Origin of the sequence: Flavobacterium sp. (genome assembly GCF_032153895.1) — a bacterium.
In the GTDB taxonomy this organism is placed as follows: domain Bacteria; phylum Bacteroidota; class Bacteroidia; order Flavobacteriales; family Flavobacteriaceae; genus Flavobacterium.
The window spans coordinates 136,025-152,435 of sequence record NZ_JALDYN010000001.1 but is presented as its reverse complement, the minus strand read 5'-3'; the positions used below and the strand labels follow the sequence as shown (position 1 = coordinate 152,435).

Annotated in this window: 16 protein-coding genes; 7 read left to right on the top strand and 9 right to left on the bottom strand. The window is 37.0% G+C overall.

What is annotated here, in order from left to right; genetic code table 11:
- Positions 1-15 precede the first annotated feature (15 nt).
- Positions 16-1,074, bottom strand: coding sequence for a DUF2891 domain-containing protein (locus RUH60_RS00755; protein ID WP_313803920.1), 1,059 nt, complete (start codon positions 1,072-1,074; stop codon positions 16-18).
- A gap of 90 nt (positions 1,075-1,164) precedes the next feature.
- Here RUH60_RS00755 and RUH60_RS00750 point away from each other — a divergent pair, with 90 nt between their 5' ends.
- Positions 1,165-1,401 (top strand): hypothetical protein, encoded by a 237-nt coding sequence (locus tag RUH60_RS00750; RefSeq protein ID WP_313803917.1) that lies wholly within the window; start codon positions 1,165-1,167, stop codon positions 1,399-1,401.
- Positions 1,402-1,449: 48 nt separating this feature from the next.
- Here RUH60_RS00750 and RUH60_RS00745 read toward each other — a convergent pair whose 3' ends face one another.
- Both RUH60_RS00745 and recQ read right to left on the bottom strand, forming a co-directional pair.
- Positions 1,450-2,244: a hypothetical protein gene (locus RUH60_RS00745; RefSeq protein ID WP_313803915.1), complete on the bottom strand. Its 795-nt coding sequence runs from the start codon at positions 2,242-2,244 to the stop codon at positions 1,450-1,452.
- A gap of 28 nt (positions 2,245-2,272) precedes the next feature.
- On the bottom strand, positions 2,273-4,468 hold the full coding sequence (gene recQ / locus RUH60_RS00740) for a DNA helicase RecQ (RefSeq protein WP_313803913.1): 2,196 nt from the start codon (positions 4,466-4,468) through the stop codon (positions 2,273-2,275).
- Positions 4,469-4,555: 87 nt separating this feature from the next.
- Here recQ and RUH60_RS00735 point away from each other — a divergent pair, with 87 nt between their 5' ends.
- The 4 genes from RUH60_RS00735 (at position 4,556) to lptB (ending at position 7,533) form a co-directional block, all read left to right on the top strand.
- A complete protein-coding gene (locus tag RUH60_RS00735) occupies positions 4,556-5,521 on the top strand; it encodes a KpsF/GutQ family sugar-phosphate isomerase (RefSeq protein WP_313803911.1) in 966 nt (321 codons plus the stop codon).
- Positions 5,521-6,339: a twin-arginine translocase subunit TatC gene (tatC, locus tag RUH60_RS00730; RefSeq protein ID WP_313803909.1), complete on the top strand. Its 819-nt coding sequence runs from the start codon at positions 5,521-5,523 to the stop codon at positions 6,337-6,339. The genes RUH60_RS00735 and tatC overlap by 1 nt, the downstream gene beginning before the upstream one ends.
- A gap of 1 nt (position 6,340) precedes the next feature.
- Positions 6,341-6,691: a carboxymuconolactone decarboxylase family protein gene (locus tag RUH60_RS00725; protein ID WP_313803906.1), complete on the top strand. Its 351-nt coding sequence runs from the start codon at positions 6,341-6,343 to the stop codon at positions 6,689-6,691.
- A 101-nt stretch (positions 6,692-6,792) separates the two neighbouring features.
- On the top strand, positions 6,793-7,533 hold the full coding sequence (gene lptB, locus RUH60_RS00720) for an LPS export ABC transporter ATP-binding protein (protein ID WP_313803903.1): 741 nt from the start codon (positions 6,793-6,795) through the stop codon (positions 7,531-7,533).
- Between the two features lie 26 nt (positions 7,534-7,559).
- Here lptB and RUH60_RS00715 read toward each other — a convergent pair whose 3' ends face one another.
- Together RUH60_RS00715 and RUH60_RS00710 are read right to left on the bottom strand one after the other, a co-directional pair.
- Positions 7,560-8,438: a glycoside hydrolase family 25 protein gene (locus tag RUH60_RS00715; RefSeq protein WP_313803900.1), complete on the bottom strand. Its 879-nt coding sequence runs from the start codon at positions 8,436-8,438 to the stop codon at positions 7,560-7,562.
- Between the two features lie 7 nt (positions 8,439-8,445).
- Positions 8,446-9,183, bottom strand: a complete 738-nt coding sequence (locus RUH60_RS00710) for a CDP-alcohol phosphatidyltransferase family protein (protein ID WP_313803897.1) — start codon at positions 9,181-9,183, stop codon at positions 8,446-8,448.
- Positions 9,184-9,365: 182 nt separating this feature from the next.
- Here RUH60_RS00710 and RUH60_RS00705 point away from each other — a divergent pair, with 182 nt between their 5' ends.
- Both RUH60_RS00705 and RUH60_RS00700 read left to right on the top strand, forming a co-directional pair.
- Complete coding sequence (locus tag RUH60_RS00705) at positions 9,366-10,352, top strand: PorV/PorQ family protein (protein WP_313804204.1); 987 nt, start codon at positions 9,366-9,368, stop codon at positions 10,350-10,352.
- A gap of 1 nt (position 10,353) precedes the next feature.
- The gene (locus RUH60_RS00700; protein ID WP_313803894.1) at positions 10,354-11,478 is read left to right on the top strand and encodes a DUF4105 domain-containing protein; all 1,125 of its coding nucleotides are present in this window, start codon (positions 10,354-10,356) and stop codon (positions 11,476-11,478) included.
- Between the two features lie 60 nt (positions 11,479-11,538).
- On the opposite strand, the gene RUH60_RS00695 is transcribed toward RUH60_RS00700, so the two are convergent.
- From RUH60_RS00695 to RUH60_RS00680, 4 genes are all read right to left on the bottom strand, one after another.
- On the bottom strand, positions 11,539-12,924 hold the full coding sequence (locus tag RUH60_RS00695) for a sugar transferase (protein ID WP_313803891.1): 1,386 nt from the start codon (positions 12,922-12,924) through the stop codon (positions 11,539-11,541).
- A 97-nt stretch (positions 12,925-13,021) separates the two neighbouring features.
- Positions 13,022-14,029 (bottom strand): glycosyltransferase family 4 protein, encoded by a 1,008-nt coding sequence (locus tag RUH60_RS00690; RefSeq protein ID WP_313803888.1) that lies wholly within the window; start codon positions 14,027-14,029, stop codon positions 13,022-13,024.
- The gene (locus tag RUH60_RS00685) at positions 14,004-15,347 is read right to left on the bottom strand and encodes an O-antigen ligase family protein (RefSeq protein WP_313803885.1); all 1,344 of its coding nucleotides are present in this window, start codon (positions 15,345-15,347) and stop codon (positions 14,004-14,006) included. The genes RUH60_RS00690 and RUH60_RS00685 overlap by 26 nt, the downstream gene beginning before the upstream one ends.
- Positions 15,340-16,410 carry a glycosyltransferase gene (locus RUH60_RS00680; RefSeq protein ID WP_313803882.1) on the bottom strand — a complete coding sequence of 357 codons (1,071 nt, stop codon included), beginning with the start codon at positions 16,408-16,410 and terminating at the stop codon, positions 15,340-15,342. Before RUH60_RS00680 ends, RUH60_RS00685 begins: the two co-directional genes overlap by 8 nt.
- Between the last annotated feature and the right edge of the window lies 1 nt (position 16,411).

The following is a 16,411-nucleotide window of genomic DNA, read 5'->3' as shown; positions in this document are numbered from 1 at the left end:
TTTGACCGATTATATTCAGAAACCCTTTTGTTCAAATGCTCTTAAAGCAAAAGAAGCCAACCAATGTTCTCCCTCATAATTTCCATCCACCAAAGAAGGTAAGGATTGATTAAAATGAATATTTCCAACTGATTGCAGATGACGAAATTTATCAAATTGTTTCGCCAAAGCATAAAAATGCCAAGCTCTGCTGAAATTCAACCCATCAAGATGCACCAAATGACCATCGGTTCGGTCAGAAACCACAGCTGTTTTCCATGCAAAATTTTTATCGAATAGGCTTTTAGCAAACTTACGTGACCATTTCAAAAATTCCTGCTCGTTCAAAACACGTTGCATGATTCCCATTTCTTCCATACAAGGTGATAGAAAATCAGTTCCGCTCGGTTCCCAAGCAAATGGACAATCAACATCATTCTGAAACATTCGCAAGGCATTTTCTTTCAGTATTTTTTTAAACGACTCGTTCTTGGAACAAACCGCATAATCCCAAGCCAAGGTCATTCCAAAAGCAGTATTGGTGTGCGTTCCGACTCTAACCGGATAATACAATTTGGGTAAAAATTCTGAATATCTTTCAACCAATAAATCCGACAAAGGCTGCAGATTTCTAGCTAAATCCTGAGCAAATGGCTCGTTAAAATCTGACAGTTCCTGCTGCAACTTCAATACCCAAGCCCAACCATAAAGCCGTTCAAATGATTTTTCATGCTTTTTTGATAAATAGGCTACTTCCTGAGCAATATTCTCTTTAGAAAGATTTGTTTGTAATTTCTGAATGATTTCGGAACGATTTTTCAAATTCGGAAACCGTTTTACCAAATACACCAACGACCAATGTCCGTGCACGGAAGAATGCCAGTCGAAACAACCATAAAAAGAAGGATGAAGAGCTTTTGGCGAGGCTATTTCTGTTGAATCCTGCAAAAGTTGTCCTAACTTATTCGGATATTCCTGCTGCAAACACTTTAAAGGCAATGAAGCAAGTCGATTTGCCTGTTCCAAGTTAAGTTGTTGTGCTAAACTGTTTAAAGAAAAACCTATGAAAATTGCAATCGCGAAGATATTTTTCATCAACAAATTTTTGAATTCTTACAAATCTAAACATTTTAAGCTTTAAAAAATCAGCAATATTTTACCTTTGCTTCTATAAACACCAAACTGATGCAACGACAAATCAAACTTATTTGGGATTTTCGAGGGCCGGCCGCAGCAAAAACAGCCGAACATCATGAGATTCACTTAAAAGAATACATCGAAATCGAAAAACTTCCGTTAAAAATTACCGGATTTCAAATCTTGAATGATATGCACGCCATTGCTTTTATGGTGGTAACCGATGAGCACATGATTTCAGTTCGGGATTCGTTAAAGCCACATCGTGGAGAAATTTACCCATAAAAAAACCGAGCTTGAAACTCGGTTTTATATTGTTTTCACAACTAATTTTTAAGCAGCATCTTTTTGCTCTTCTTCAGTAGTAGTCTGAGTTTCTTCAGATTTCTCTTTATTCAATCCTGCCTTTACTTGTTCTAATTTTTCGTTTAAGCTTTCTTCTGACATTCCGTCTTCTTTCATTTTTTTGTTCTTACAGATTCCGCAAAGATCAAAATCAGAATGATTCGCTACACCAGCGTGAGCATCAGCTACAGTTCCGTTCAAACGCTCACTATTTTTAATAGTATAGCAATCTTCATAAATATGATATTTTCCGCCGCCTTTGGTGTAATAAACGTTATTTGTTCCTGTCAAAGCTTCTACCATATTGGTTTCTTCAGTATATTTTTCAACCGAAGCGGGATTGAATTCCGCACCACCAATACCTGCAATTACTAAAGCAACACCGGCGATACTTCCTAAAATTGCTTTGCTTTTGCCATCAATTTTCTTGTTAGTTAAAATGAATATGATAAGCGGCAAAAAGGCAACAAACGCCATGACAACTCCCAATTGGCTTTGCATGTAAAAAAGAAATTTATTCTTTTCTGAAGGCGGATCAAGTCTGTTTGATTTTTTCCACAGGTAAGAACCGGCAAAAACCAGAATCAAATCCAAGACCATCAATCCTATAACCCAAGCATTTACTGGTGATTCACCTGAATTCACAGCTTTTAAAAACATGCGAATCGCAAACACCTGCGCTACAATAGCGCCAAGCCATAACAAAACTGCAAACAATCGAAACTGCGTAGCTTGTCCTTTAGCTTCTTCAGTAGGTTTCCATACGTTTTGATTTTCAGACATAAATATATTTGTTTAAGGTTTACAAAAATTAATTAGCCACTTCACTAATGAATTTGATGCGCATCAAACGTAGTTCTTCTGTGTCGTAATCGCCGTCAAATTCGTCAAGGGCATCTTGAATTTTATCAGAATGTGAGTCCATAAAATAGTCGTGGATTTCTTCCTGTTGATCATCGTCTAAAATATCGTCAATCCAGTATTTGATGTTCAATTTCGTTCCGGAATAAACAATCTGCTCCATTTCTTTCAACAAAGCATCCATATCCAAGCCTTTGGATTTAGCAATATCGTCTAGCGGAAGTTTACGGTCAATATTTTGAATGATATACAATTTCAAAGCCGAATTGGCTCCAGTCGATTTCACCACCAAATCATCTGGGCGCATGATATCGTTATCTTCTACGTAACGAGCAATCAGTTCGACAAATTCTTTTCCGTATTTTTTAGCTTTTCCTTCACCAACGCCGTGAACATTACTTAGTTCTTCAATGGTAATCGGATATTTTAAAGCCATGTCTTCTAAAGAAGGTTCCTGAAATACCACAAACGGCGGAACTCCCAGTTTTTTAGCTACTTTTTTACGCAAATCAATCAACATCGCCATCAAAGCTTCGTCTGAAGTTCCGGATGATTTTGAAGAAGTTACCACAGTTTCATCATCCGATTCGCTATACTCATGATCTTCTGACATCATAAACGAAACCGGCGATTTAATAAAACTATGTCCTTTCTCAGACAATTTCATCACACCATAAGCTTCAATATCTTTGACTAACAATCCGTCTACCAAAACCTGACGGATTAATGCCATCCAATACTTCTCATCAAACTGACTTCCTTTGCCGAAAAAGGGTTGCGTATCGGTTTTATGGGCTTTTATCGTTGCATTGACTTTTCCAATCAAAGTAAGAATCACTTCTTTAGATTTGTACAACTGTTTGGTATCGCGAACAGTTTCCAAAAGAGTAACAACCTGCTCTTTGGCTTCAACTTTTTTCTTCGGATTGCGAACGTTGTCGTCCATATCGGCTCCTTCGCCGTTTACTTCGTCGAACTCTTCTCCGAAATAATGCAGTAGAAATTTACGGCGTGACATTGATGTTTCCGCATACGAAACCACTTCCTGCAATAACGCATAACCGATTTCCTGCTCAGCAACCGGTTTTCCGGCCATGAATTTTTCAAGTTTCTCGATATCTTTATACGAATAGTACGCCAAACAATGACCTTCGCCACCATCGCGACCTGCTCTACCCGTTTCCTGATAATAACTTTCCAATGATTTTGGAATATCGTGATGGATCACAAAACGAACATCCGGTTTGTCAATTCCCATACCGAAAGCAATGGTAGCCACCACCACATCTACATCTTCCATCAAAAACATATCCTGATGCTTGGCGCGGGTTTTGGCATCCAATCCGGCATGATAAGGAACAGCACTAATTCCGTTTACTTGTAGAACTTGCGCAATTTCTTCCACCTTTTTACGGGAAAGACAATAAATAACCCCAGATTTTCCTTTATGTTGTTTGATAAAACGGATGATATCCGCTTCTACATTTTTAGTTTTCGGACGTATTTCGTAATACAAGTTCGGACGGTTAAACGATGCTTTAAAGGTTGTCGCATCCGTCATATCCAAATTCTTCAGAATATCTTCCTGAACTTTAGGTGTTGCCGTAGCTGTTAATCCGATGATAGATACATCGCCCAATTGCTTGACTATACTTCTCAAATTACGGTATTCCGGCCTGAAATCGTGTCCCCATTCTGAAATACAATGCGCTTCATCAATAGCTACAAACGAAATTGGAACGCTTCGCAAGAATTCTACATATTCTTCTTTCGTCAAAGATTCCGGTGCCACATACAACAATTTGGTCAATCCGGATGTAATATCTTTTTTAACCTGCGTAATTTCAGTTTTGGTAAGCGAGGAGTTTAAAACGTGTGCCACGCCCATTTCAGAAGACAGGCTTCGTATCGCGTCTACCTGATTTTTCATCAGGGCGATTAATGGCGAAACTACAATAGCAGTTCCGTCCAAAACCAAAGCCGGTAATTGATAACATAATGACTTCCCTCCACCCGTAGGCATAATCACAAAAGTGTTGTTATGAGTAATGATACTTTTAACAACACCTTCCTGTAAACCTTTGAATTGGTTAAAACCAAAATATTTTTTTAACTCTTTATGTAAGTCAATTTCGCTTGGTTTCATTATTTTGTAATAGGTATTTTACATAAATTTGCAGAGATTAAAGATACAAATTTCTTTAATAAACACAAATTTCTTAAAACTTAAGATTTGACACCAAAAGAAACCATTTTAGCCGCAGCCAAAAGAACCATACTTTCTGAAAGTGAAAGCATTGCGAATCTTGTTAATTTCCTAGATGATGACTTCGTCAAAACTGCCGAAATCATTTATAACGCATCAGGTCGTTTAGTTGTCACCGGAATCGGGAAAAGTGCCATCATCGCCACTAAAATTGTAGCCACTTTAAACTCAACCGGAACACCTTCGATGTTTTTACATGCTGCAGAAGCCATTCACGGTGATTTAGGCATGGTACAACCCGGTGATGTGGTTATCTGTATTTCAAAAAGTGGCAACAGCCCGGAAATTAAAGTTTTGGTTCCTTTGTTAAAACGTTTTGGAAACACTTTAATCGGAATGACTGCGAGCAAAACTTCCTTTTTAGGTAAAGAATCCGATTATGTTTTAAATGCTTATGTAGAAGAAGAAGCTTGTCCAAACAATCTGGCTCCAACAAACAGTACAACGGCACAATTGGTTTTAGGGGACGCTTTAGCGGTTTGTTTAATGGAAATGCGTAATTTCAAAAGTGAGGATTTTGCGAAATACCATCCGGGTGGCGCATTGGGAAAAAAACTATTGCTTCGCGTTGTCGATATGTTGGATCAGACACACCGTCCGCAAGTGGCACCGGATGCCAGTATCAAAAATGTTATCGTGGAAATTTCCGCAAAACGACTTGGAGTTACTGCTGTAGTAGAAAACAACAAAGTAGTCGGAATCATCACCGATGGAGACATCCGTAGAATGCTTGAAAAACGAGACACTTTCAACGATTTAACCGCCAAAGACATCATGTCGCAAAACCCTAAAACGGTTAAACTTTCCGACATGGTTGTAGACGCTTTCAACACAATGGAAGACTTTTCCATAACACAAATGGTTGTAGTAGATAATGGTGAATACAAAGGCGTACTGCATATTCATGACATTTTAAAAGAAGGGATTGTATAATGGCAGACACCAATCAGAAAAAAGAAATGTCCTTTTTGAACCATTTGGAAGAATTGCGTTGGGTTTTGGTGCGCAGTTCAATCGCCATTTTAATAGGTGGTTGTGTGGCGTATTATTTCAGTGATTTTATTTTTGACTCCGTAATTTTTGGTCCGAAAGACGGGAATTTCGTAACCTATCGTTTTTTCTGCGATTTGGCAAACCAATACGATTTAGACAAAAGTTTCTGCATTAAGGAATTACCATTTGAATTACAGAATAGAACTATGGAAGGTCAGTTTTCCATGCTCATCTGGACATCAATTACGTGCGGATTTATTTTTGCCTTCCCTTATATTTTATGGCAATTATGGCTTTTCATCAGCCCGGCATTATACTCCAAAGAGAAGAAAAACATCAAGCTTTTCATTTTCATCGCTTCTATATTATTCTTTTTAGGAGTTGCGTTTGGATATTTTGTACTGACGCCGCTTTCCATCAACTTTTTAGCCAATTTAACCATTAGTGATCAGGTTAAAAATGCGATTGATGTGGATTCCTATATCGGATTGGTCAAAACCACTTCCCTAGCAACAGGCTTAGTTTTTGAATTACCGATTGTGATTTACTTCCTGTCCAAATTAGGCATTGTCACACCGCAATTTTTAAGCGATTACCGAAAATATTCCTACGTTGTCATTTTGATTATTGCCGCAATTGTAACGCCACCAGACGTAATCAGTCAGACAATCGTGACCATTCCGTTAATCATTTTATACGAAGCAAGTATCTTCATTTCGAAATTTGTAAACAAAAAAGACGAACTAAAAACCACCTAACATGGCAGATTTAGTAACCGAATTCAACGACTATCGCGCTAAAATGAATGAAAAATTATTAGCCGATGACAATAAAGTAATCAAACGCATTTTCAATCTGGATACTAACGCCTACATGGAAGGTGCTTTAGATGTAAAAACCAAAGAATTATTAGGCTTGGTAGCTTCAGCAGTTTTACGTTGTGACGATTGCATCAAATATCATTTGGAAACCGCTTACAAACAAGGCATCACGCGCGCTGAAATGATGGAAGCCATGAGTATTGCGACATTAGTTGGCGGAACCATTGTCATTCCACATTTACGAAGAGCTTACGAATTTTGGGAAGCCTTAGAAAACCAAACTAAATAATTGTTAATATATAGATTCGATTAACTTGTTTATTCGTTTATTTGTACCGATATAAACTTAGTCACATAGCAACTTAGTTACTTTTGCAATTCTAAAAAAACATGAAATTAAGAGCCGATAATATTATCAAAACCTACAAAGGCAGAAGCGTCGTAAAAGGCGTTTCCGTAGAAGTGAACCGTGGCGAAATCGTTGGATTGTTAGGTCCGAATGGTGCCGGAAAAACCACATCGTTCTACATGATTGTAGGCTTGGTTAAGCCCAATGCCGGAAACATTTATCTGGACGACATGAACATCACGGATTTCCCGATGTACAAACGCGCCCAGCACGGAATTGGATATTTGGCACAGGAAGCTTCTGTTTTTAGAAAACTGAGTATCGAAGACAACATCATGAGTGTTTTACAGCTTACAACTTTGTCAAAAGCAGAACAGGAAGCCAAAATGGAATCCCTAATTGACGAGTTCAGTTTGCAGCACATTCGTACCAACCGTGGCGATTTATTATCGGGTGGTGAAAGACGAAGAACAGAAATTGCGCGTTGTTTGGCTACCGATCCGAAATTTATTTTATTGGATGAACCGTTTGCAGGAGTTGACCCGGTGGCGGTAGAAGATATTCAAAGAATTGTGGCGCAGTTAAAAAACAAAAACATCGGAATTTTAATTACCGACCACAACGTTCAGGAAACTTTAGCCATTACCGATAAAACCTATTTGATGTTTGAAGGCGGCATTCTAAAAGCCGGGATTCCTGAAGAACTAGCCGAAGACGAAATGGTTCGAAAAGTATACTTAGGACAAAATTTCGAATTGCGTAAAAAGAAATTAGAATTTTAAATAGCAAATCCCGGTTTAGCCGGGATTTATTTTTTTAGCGTTAAAGCTTTCAAATCTTCTTTGTTTCCGTTGAAAACATTCACATCTACTAAGCCTTTGATGCCGTAAATCTGGGCTTTTTCAGTGAATTGCCAGAACAGCCAGTCTTTCTTCATCGAATCGACAAAAAAGTTATAATTGGCAATCCAAAACGGATAATCCTCAAACTCGTCTTTTAGAAAATCGGTATAATAACTTTCACCAGAATAGATAATCGGTTTCACTTTGTAATGCTTTTCAACACGTTTCAACCAACGTCGTAATCCTACTTTCAAACTATCTATCGACTGATTTTTAGGCAATTTTTCAATATCCAGAACCGGTGGCAAATCGCCTTTTCGCAAATCGACCGTTTTGATAAAATGTTCCGCCTGTTCGATTGAATTTTCATTGGGACGATAATAATGGTAAGCGCCTCGAATAAAAAAATGCTCTTTCGCCTTTTTCCAGTTTTCCTCAAAACGGGAATCGGGACGGTCATTTCCGGCGGTAGCCCGTATAAAAACAAACGACAACGGAAATTCGTCTTCAATCTTATTGATTTTGTCCCATTCAATTTTCCCTTGATATTCCGAAACATCAAAACCAACTAATTTCGTATCGTGACGGCTCAGCACTTCAAATATTCGGATGTCTTGAATTTTACGTTCTTCAGGAGACAACTCAGTAGTGGAAGTTCCGTTGGAAAAACCAAAATAGTAGAGTAAACCGTTGCGATAATGGTACAATGTTCCTAGCAGGAATAATACCAATAACAATCCTAGTCCAAAAAATACCATTTTGGAATACGGAATAGTTTTCCCTTTTTTTCGATTTGGCCTAGCCGATTTTTTTGACGGAGTTTTCTTCGGCGGAATTCGCTTCATGACAACTTTATTTGCTCAACACTTTGTTATTTACAACCGATAACAAAACGTAAAACAAAATAATTATTGGAATCGCCAAATACTGCAACAACACCAATAAAATGGCTGAAATTACCAAAAAGAAAACCTGAAGTTTATTATTTTCCCAACTGAAATATTTCACTTTCAACGAAAATAACGGAATTTCAGCATTCAATAAATAGGCACTTAAAAAGCTAATTCCCACCAAAAAGTAAGGATTGCTCAGAATATTCGAAAGCCAATCGAACTGATTTGCAAACAAAATCATCGGAATACTCATGATTAACAAGGCATTCGCCGGTGTTGGCAACCCTATGAATGAATCTGTCTGACGCTCATCAATATTAAACTTTGCCAAACGGTAGCAAGAAGCAATCGTTATGATAAAACCGATATACGGAACAGCCGCCATGTAGTAAGTATCCGAAGTCAAAGTATAAATCTCCTGATTTTCCTGAATATCCGACAACATCTTATACATCACCACACCTGGAACAACACCACTGGTAACCATATCCGCCAAAGAATCCAACTGCACTCCTAAAGCGCTCTGTGCGTTAAAAATTCGGGCAAAAAAACCATCCCAAAAATCAAAGAAAATCCCTAAACAAACCAATGAAAAAGCTTCGTTGTAATTCCCGTTAAACGCATGAATTAAAGCCAAGACACCGCAAATTAGGTTTAAAAAAGTAATCAGATTTGGGATTTGTTTTTTAAATGACATAGTTTTTGTTTTATGATAGACAAAGTTATACAATAAGTTATATAAAATTGAGTTTAGTATTTGAGATTTTTATACCATATTTGTAAAAATAATTGACATTGAAGAAATTCTACGCATTCATATTGCTCTTTATTACAGGCATTGCTGTTTCCCAATCCGTTAGAAAATACTCGAATGAGTTTATGAATATCGGGGTGGATGCTGCGGCCTTAGGGATGGCCAATGCGGTTACAGCACATACTTCGGATGTCAATTCCGGCTATTGGAATCCTGCCGGTTTATTAAAACTGGAAGACAAGCAGCTTTCCTTAATGCACGCCAGTTATTTCGCTAACATTGCCCAATACGACTACGCGGGTTTTGCCATGCCTTTAGACGACCGAAGTGCTGTAGGCGTTTCCTTAATCCGTTTTGGAGTTGATGACATTTTGAATACCACCCAATTAATTGACAGTGAAGGCAATATCGATTACAACCGCATCAGCCTATTTTCAACCGCTGATTATGGTTTAACGGTATCTTACGCCAGAGCACTACCGGTTCAGGGGTTTAATTATGGTGTGAATGCCAAAATCATTCGTCGTATTATTGGAGATTTTGCCAGTTCGTGGGGATTTGGATTTGATTTAGGCATACAATACGAAACCCAAAACGAGTGGAAATTCGGTTTGATGTTGCGTGATATTACCACAACATATAACGTTTGGGCTATCAACGAAGACGAATACAATAAAATTAAAGATGCTGTTCCGGGCGAAAATCAGGAATTACCTGAAACTTCGGAAATCACTTTACCGAAGGCGCAATTAGGCCTTTCAAAAAAATACACCATCCATTACGATTATACCATTTTAGCCGCTGCCAATCTAAACATGCAGTTTGCCAAAACCAACGATATCATTTCAACAGATGTGGCGAGTATTGATCCTGCCATCGGTTTTGAAGCCGGATATCTTGATTTGGTATTTTTACGAGGCGGTGTTGGTAATTTTCAGAATATTACCGAAATCGACAATTCCAAAAGCTTAAGCTTTCAGCCGAACATCGGTGTCGGATTCAAATACAAAGGTATTCAGGTTGATTATGCATTGACCGACATTGGCGACCAAAGTGCCGCTTTGTATTCTAACATTTTCTCTTTAAAACTTGATTTCAGCATCTTCAGATAACATGAAATTATTTCTCAAGGTTCTCGCCATTGTTCTTTTAAGTTTTCAGACACAATTCAGTTTCGGGCAACTCCAATTGTCTGACAAAGCAGAAATCAGTTTGCTGACTTGCGGAAGCGGCAACGAATTGTATTCCATTTACGGACACACCGCACTCCGAATTAATGATGCCGAAAGAGGCCTTGACATTGTTTACAATTACGGAACTTTCGATTTTTCCACGCCAAATTTCTACGGAAAATTCATTAAAGGAGATTTGCAGTATTTTGTTTCAACCAGCTCGTTTGAAGAATTCAATTACGCTTACATTTATGACAATCGCGAAATCATTGAACAGGTTTTAAACTTATCTCAGGAACAAAAACAAAAAATTTTCAACGAATTGAGTGCTGTTTTAAGTTCCGATAAACGTTTTTACACTTACAAATTCATCGACCGCAACTGTACCACTATGGTTGCTGATTTGATTAACAGTGTATTGAAAGAAAAAATTTCAACCGACATACCGAACACACAGCATACCTACCGTCGTATTTTGTATGGCTATCTGGATAATAATTTTTATGAAAATTTAGGAATTAACCTGATGTTCGGTTTAAAAACAGATCAACAATCAGATAAATTATTTTTACCAGTTGAATTGCAACAAGGTGTGAATCTGAGTCAAAACCAGAATCAGAAGTTAGTTAAAGCGGAACGCATTGTTTATTCCAAAAGAGAATCGGAAGAATCAAAAACCTGGTGGAACAGTTATCTAACGTTTGCCGCTATTTGTATCGGATTATTTTTTCTGACCAGTAACCGTAAGTTCCAAATCATTTGGCTGACAATTGCAGGTTTGTTTGGATTATTCATCAGCTCAGTAGGCTTATATTCGTTACACAAAGAAGTATTGCTGAACTACAATGCGTTATTGATGAATCCGTTGTTTATAATTTTAGCCATTTCAATCGGCTTGAAAAAACAAAACTTAACGAAATACTTTGTTGTTGGATGCGCCGTGTGTTTAATAATTTATACGCTTTTCATCAGCTTGAAAGTACAATTCTTAATGATGTTGCCACTAATCGTTTTACACGGACTTTTACTTTGGAAACTCTGGAAAAACAAAGTAACAACTAACTAATTAAAAGTCTTCTCCTTTTTACTATCTACTGAAAACTGCGACTGCGACTGAAAACTAACTCTATTGTCCTCTAAAAAACAAAACCGTACTCAAGGTTTTAATAACAATATTCAAATCTAAGAAAGGGCTTCGGTGTTTGATATAATACAAATCGTATTGCAATTTAATCAAGCTATCGTCAATGGTTTCGCCATAAGCATGCTTCACTTGAGCCCAACCGGTTAAACCTGGTTTAATAACGTGACGCGTATGATAAAACGGCATAATTTCCGCTATCTGTTCCACGAAAATGGGGCGTTCCGGACGTGGTCCAATTACTGCCATATCGCCTTTAAGAATATTTATAAACTGCGGGAATTCATCAAGTCTAGATTTGCGCAAGAACTTCCCAAATGGTGTAATTCGTACATCGTTTGCCGTAGCAAATACGGCTCCGCCAGCTTCCGCATTCTTAACCATGCTTCGGAATTTGTAAATTTTGAACGGAATTCCGTTTCTACCGACTCTCTCCTGTGTGTACAATAACGAACCTCGGTTTCCAATTAAATTACCTATCAATACTAATGGTAAAAATACCATTCCGGCACTTAATCCAATGATAGCACTTAAAATATCAAACAAACGAATAGCAAGTATATACAAACGATTATTATTGCTTCGGCTAAATGGAAAATACTTGTAAAAATCTTTCTCGGCGTATTGCACAGGCAAACGTTGGGTACTGTTTTCATAAACCTGAGAATACTCGCGGATGATGATACCGCTTTCTAAAAGATGTAAAAGTTTATCGTAAATCTCAACCGGAACTTCCTCGGTACTTTTCTGAGCTACTACAATTTCTGACACTGCGTGTTTACTAACAAAACTCTCAATATCGTCAATCAAAATTTTTGGAATTTTTACCTTTTTTTTCAAAGATTCTTTGGTACTTAAGTAACCCATTACTTTGTAATTCGGATCGGCTTTTTCCAATTCGTGAATCAGGCTATCTACCGACTTATCTTCTCCTAAAAAAATCACCTTTTTATGAAAACGTTGTGAAGCCAACAATTTCTGATAGGCAATTCTCCACAAAAATAAGGCGCCTACAATAGCGACATAAAAAAAGATAATTTGCAAACGGTTTTTTGGCAAAGAAGGCGTTAAAATCGGCGTCAAAAGATACACCACAACCGTTGATGTTGCAGTTAGTACTATACTCCGAACCACCAAAAACTGGTTGGAAGCTATCTGAAGATTGTACATTTCAAACAAAGTTCCGAAAAAAAGCAGGTAAAATGCTAAAACGAAGGTCCAATAATAATTATGAATGGAGATTCTGAAATAATCAAACTCAAAAAGATTCGAAACCATATAGAGCGCCAAGAGCACAAAAAAGACATCGAAAAGTCGTAATAGAATTTTTCGTTCCGAGATTTCAAAATGGATTTTCTTTTTACTGGTCATTTGGGTGCTGCATTTGCTGCAAAATAACAAAATATTGATTAGATGAAAATCAATTCTGTTAAAAAATACAAACTAATCGTTCAAATAACGCTAAAACTTAGCGCAACAAAGCAATCCAATCCTTTTTAACCGTTTGCCAATCCCACGATTCTGCTTTGGCTCTTCCAGCTTTGGATAGTTTATCAGTCAAAACCGTATCTTCCAACAATAACGAAACCGCTTTTACCATTTCACAAACATTGTCATCTGCAACCAATAGTGCATTTTCATTGTGATTCAACAAATACGGTATCCCACCAACATTCGTACTCACTACAGGCAAGCCGAGAGCCATGGCTTCCATTACGCTAACTGGCGTATTGTCAAAATGGGTCGTATTGATAAAAATATCGTAATCGTTTGCCAAAGTTGTCCATTCCTTTTTTGATAATTGTCCGGTAAATCGAACATCAAGCCCTAATGATTTAGCATAACCTTGAGTTGCAGCGCCACTTCCGTCTTTATCAGGACCGACCATACAAAGTTCGGCATTGGGATAATATGTTTTTATTTGATGCAGAACATCTACAGCCATTTTAGGATTGTAAATTTCTGCGAAAGCTCTTACCCAAATAATTTTCGGCTGAATTACACTTCGCTGACGTAAGTTATAGTTTTGAATTTCTATCGTGTTCGGAATATACGCTAAGTTGGTATAACCTGCTTTTTCAAATTCCGTAAGCAGATAATGAGATGGTGCGATGTTTTTGTAGGCGTTTTTGAATAATAAGTTACAAAACATCGGACTTACCTTCAATCTGTTTGGCAAATCACCTCCTCTTAAAATCGGAATGTATTTCACATGCAAGACTCTGCACAACTGACTAACCATAAAAGCATACCAGAAAGCAGAAGTGCTATAAGTATCTATTAAAACATAATCCGTTTTTCTGCTGTACTTACATACATTGAACAGCATATCCAATATTCTAAAAAAAAGGTTCTTTTTAGAGGATGAATAGTGAACAACAAATCCTTCGGTTTTTAAAAAAGCCCCAAGAGTTTCGATTGAAGTCTTATTCAGCCCATGTGTTGAAAGTTTATTCCCGATGTACAGTAGCTTCATCAACAATTTTAAGTTTTAATAATGAAAGTCCGTAAATAAAGGCCGGAGCAGATAATCGCATAGCGGCATGATTAATAGTCAGCAACCAAAACAAGAAAAAACAGAGCATAAAAACGTGCTGCCTGTTATTAATGTATACCAAAAATGGTGTAATGAAAAGTATAAGTAAACAAATTACTCCCAACACTCCGTGTTCGGCTAACATTCTGGAAATCTCGTTATGGGATGCTGCTTTAATTCCTGTCATCTCTTCTCTGTACTCTTTGTTTCTTCCAACGCCAACTCCCGTTATCGGATTATCAAAAAACATCTTAAACTCAGATTCTATCAACTGTTCTCTACCAGTTAAAGCACTCGATTTTTCTCTTCCTCTGGCATCCTGATTAGCATAACGTTTATCAATTAACCCTCCTGTTTGTATCGTACTATAAACCCAAATCCCCATACCTGCCAAGACAAGACACATTGCCATCACAACTATACCCGCCTTTACTTTTTTGTTTACAAAGAAAAAAGTAACAAAAACCAAACTAACTATCATCAGCAAACCGGTATACATTCCCCCTCTAGAAAATGTCATAAGACCTCTAAATGCAGCAATTGTTGTCATAGCCAACACGGCTATCTTTTCAGTTCTGGATTCTAAAAAAAGGTAAAATATGGCAAAATAAACAAACATGCCTAATCCTAATACGGTAGACATCTGATTAGGTCCAAATCCACCTGATGTCTCAAAATTAGACTGTGTACTTGTTACTACATCTTTTATACTTGGATTGTATAAAAGAAGATACACTATAATAGAGGCAATTGGCAAACTAAACGCATAAATTATGTTCCGCATCTGAGAATAAGTCACCACCCTGTTAATGCAATAAATCGCTGATATTCCTAAACAAACAGGACCAGAAATATTAAAAGCAATGGCTTTACGAATATTTGCTTCAAAACTTAAAGAATAAACTCCATAAAGAACTCCAGGAAATAAGAATAGTATAAAAATAAAATATACAAAAGCCTCACGCCTAACTCCCTGATAAAAAATCCCATACAGCATAAAAATAATAATACTATACTTAGCATATTCATTAAAGTGCATTCCATCTGTCATCCGTAGTAACACTTCCACACCTACTACATAGGCCGAGAAAATTAAAGCTTCGTTGTTTTGATTCTTTTTTTTAGAAATGACATACAACCCAAAACCAAAAATTAAAATCGAATAAATCTTAGTAATAAATGGCAGTAAGAATATCAATCCCCCAAGAAAGAGATGTATTAAAAGTGGCTTTATGTAACTATATCTGTTTTCAGTCATTATTAAAAATACCCTCCAATCGATTCAATATACTATTCTCAGAATACTCTTCCAAAACATGCTGGTAAAACAATTCAGAGGCTGTATTTCTAAGATCAAGGTCAGAAACCAATGTTTGAATAGCATCAGAAATCGAGTCAATACACAATGGATCAATCAAAAGACCTCTTTTGTTATTCATTAAATCAGTACAATATCCGACATTTGGAGCTATAACCGCCAGTTTTGACAAACCATATTCTAACAAAGTAACTGGAAATCCTTCATGTGTTGAAACCAATATACCAATATCCGCTTGTGAGAGAATTTCAAATATATCTGATTTACTTCCATAGATAAAAACTGAGGACTGCAAATTATTCTCGGATATTAATTCATTTAACTTAGCAGAATATTCATCATGCAAATCACGGCCTACCAAATGTAGTGTCCAATCTTCTAAATAAACTTTTGAAACATTAAATGCTGACACCAACCTATGATGATTTTTAGGTTCTCTTAAATTAGCCAAACAAATAATTCTTTTCCCAGCATTCCCTTTCAATTCTGTATATGTCGGATTAAATTCAGAAGCTGTCGTAAAGTTAGGCAAATAATGTACATTCTTTGTTTTCAGATTACTAATAGCCCATTCTTTCAATTCTTCATTCACACAAATAACTCCGTCAAATAAACTTGACAATCTAACTATTACTCTATTCGATTTTTGAGAAGATTTCAGCCTATTCCCATTATGATCATGCCAGAACAGTTTCACTTTAGGATAAATCATTTTTAACAGTGCTGCTAAAAAAAAAGATGTACCATGAGCATGAACAATATCTATATTATTGATTTTAACAAAATGTCTTAATTTAAACAGCGCGTTAAAATCAAAAGTGTTTTTCTTGGAAAGAAATAAATAATTCACATCCGAAGAAAGACTTTCTTTTAAATCACCTTCTCTTCTTGTTGCAATCAGCGCCGAAAAAACACCTCGTTTGGCAAAAGCATTGGCAAAATTAACAGCCATACGCTCAGCCCCACCCGATTCTAAACTGTCTATTAATTGAAGTATCCTCACA

Excerpts from the sequence above, each read along its gene's own strand:
- RUH60_RS00755 (WP_313803920.1), bottom strand. The coding sequence starts at position 1,074 with ATGAAAAATATCTTCGCGATTGCAATTTTCATAGGTTTTTCTTTAAAC.
- RUH60_RS00750 (WP_313803917.1), top strand. The coding sequence starts at position 1,165 with ATGCAACGACAAATCAAACTTATTTGGGATTTTCGAGGGCCGGCCGCA.
- RUH60_RS00745 (WP_313803915.1), bottom strand. The coding sequence starts at position 2,244 with ATGTCTGAAAATCAAAACGTATGGAAACCTACTGAAGAAGCTAAAGGA.
- recQ (WP_313803913.1), bottom strand. The coding sequence starts at position 4,468 with ATGAAACCAAGCGAAATTGACTTACATAAAGAGTTAAAAAAATATTTT.
- tatC (WP_313803909.1), top strand. The coding sequence starts at position 5,521 with ATGGCAGACACCAATCAGAAAAAAGAAATGTCCTTTTTGAACCATTTG.
- RUH60_RS00725 (WP_313803906.1), top strand. The coding sequence starts at position 6,341 with ATGGCAGATTTAGTAACCGAATTCAACGACTATCGCGCTAAAATGAAT.
- lptB (WP_313803903.1), top strand. The coding sequence starts at position 6,793 with ATGAAATTAAGAGCCGATAATATTATCAAAACCTACAAAGGCAGAAGC.
- RUH60_RS00715 (WP_313803900.1), bottom strand. The coding sequence starts at position 8,438 with ATGAAGCGAATTCCGCCGAAGAAAACTCCGTCAAAAAAATCGGCTAGG.
- RUH60_RS00710 (WP_313803897.1), bottom strand. The coding sequence starts at position 9,183 with ATGTCATTTAAAAAACAAATCCCAAATCTGATTACTTTTTTAAACCTA.
- RUH60_RS00705 (WP_313804204.1), top strand. The coding sequence starts at position 9,366 with ATGAATATCGGGGTGGATGCTGCGGCCTTAGGGATGGCCAATGCGGTT.
- RUH60_RS00700 (WP_313803894.1), top strand. The coding sequence starts at position 10,354 with ATGAAATTATTTCTCAAGGTTCTCGCCATTGTTCTTTTAAGTTTTCAG.
- RUH60_RS00695 (WP_313803891.1), bottom strand. The coding sequence starts at position 12,924 with ATGACCAGTAAAAAGAAAATCCATTTTGAAATCTCGGAACGAAAAATT.
- RUH60_RS00690 (WP_313803888.1), bottom strand. The coding sequence starts at position 14,029 with ATGAAGCTACTGTACATCGGGAATAAACTTTCAACACATGGGCTGAAT.
- RUH60_RS00685 (WP_313803885.1), bottom strand. The coding sequence starts at position 15,347 with ATGACTGAAAACAGATATAGTTACATAAAGCCACTTTTAATACATCTC.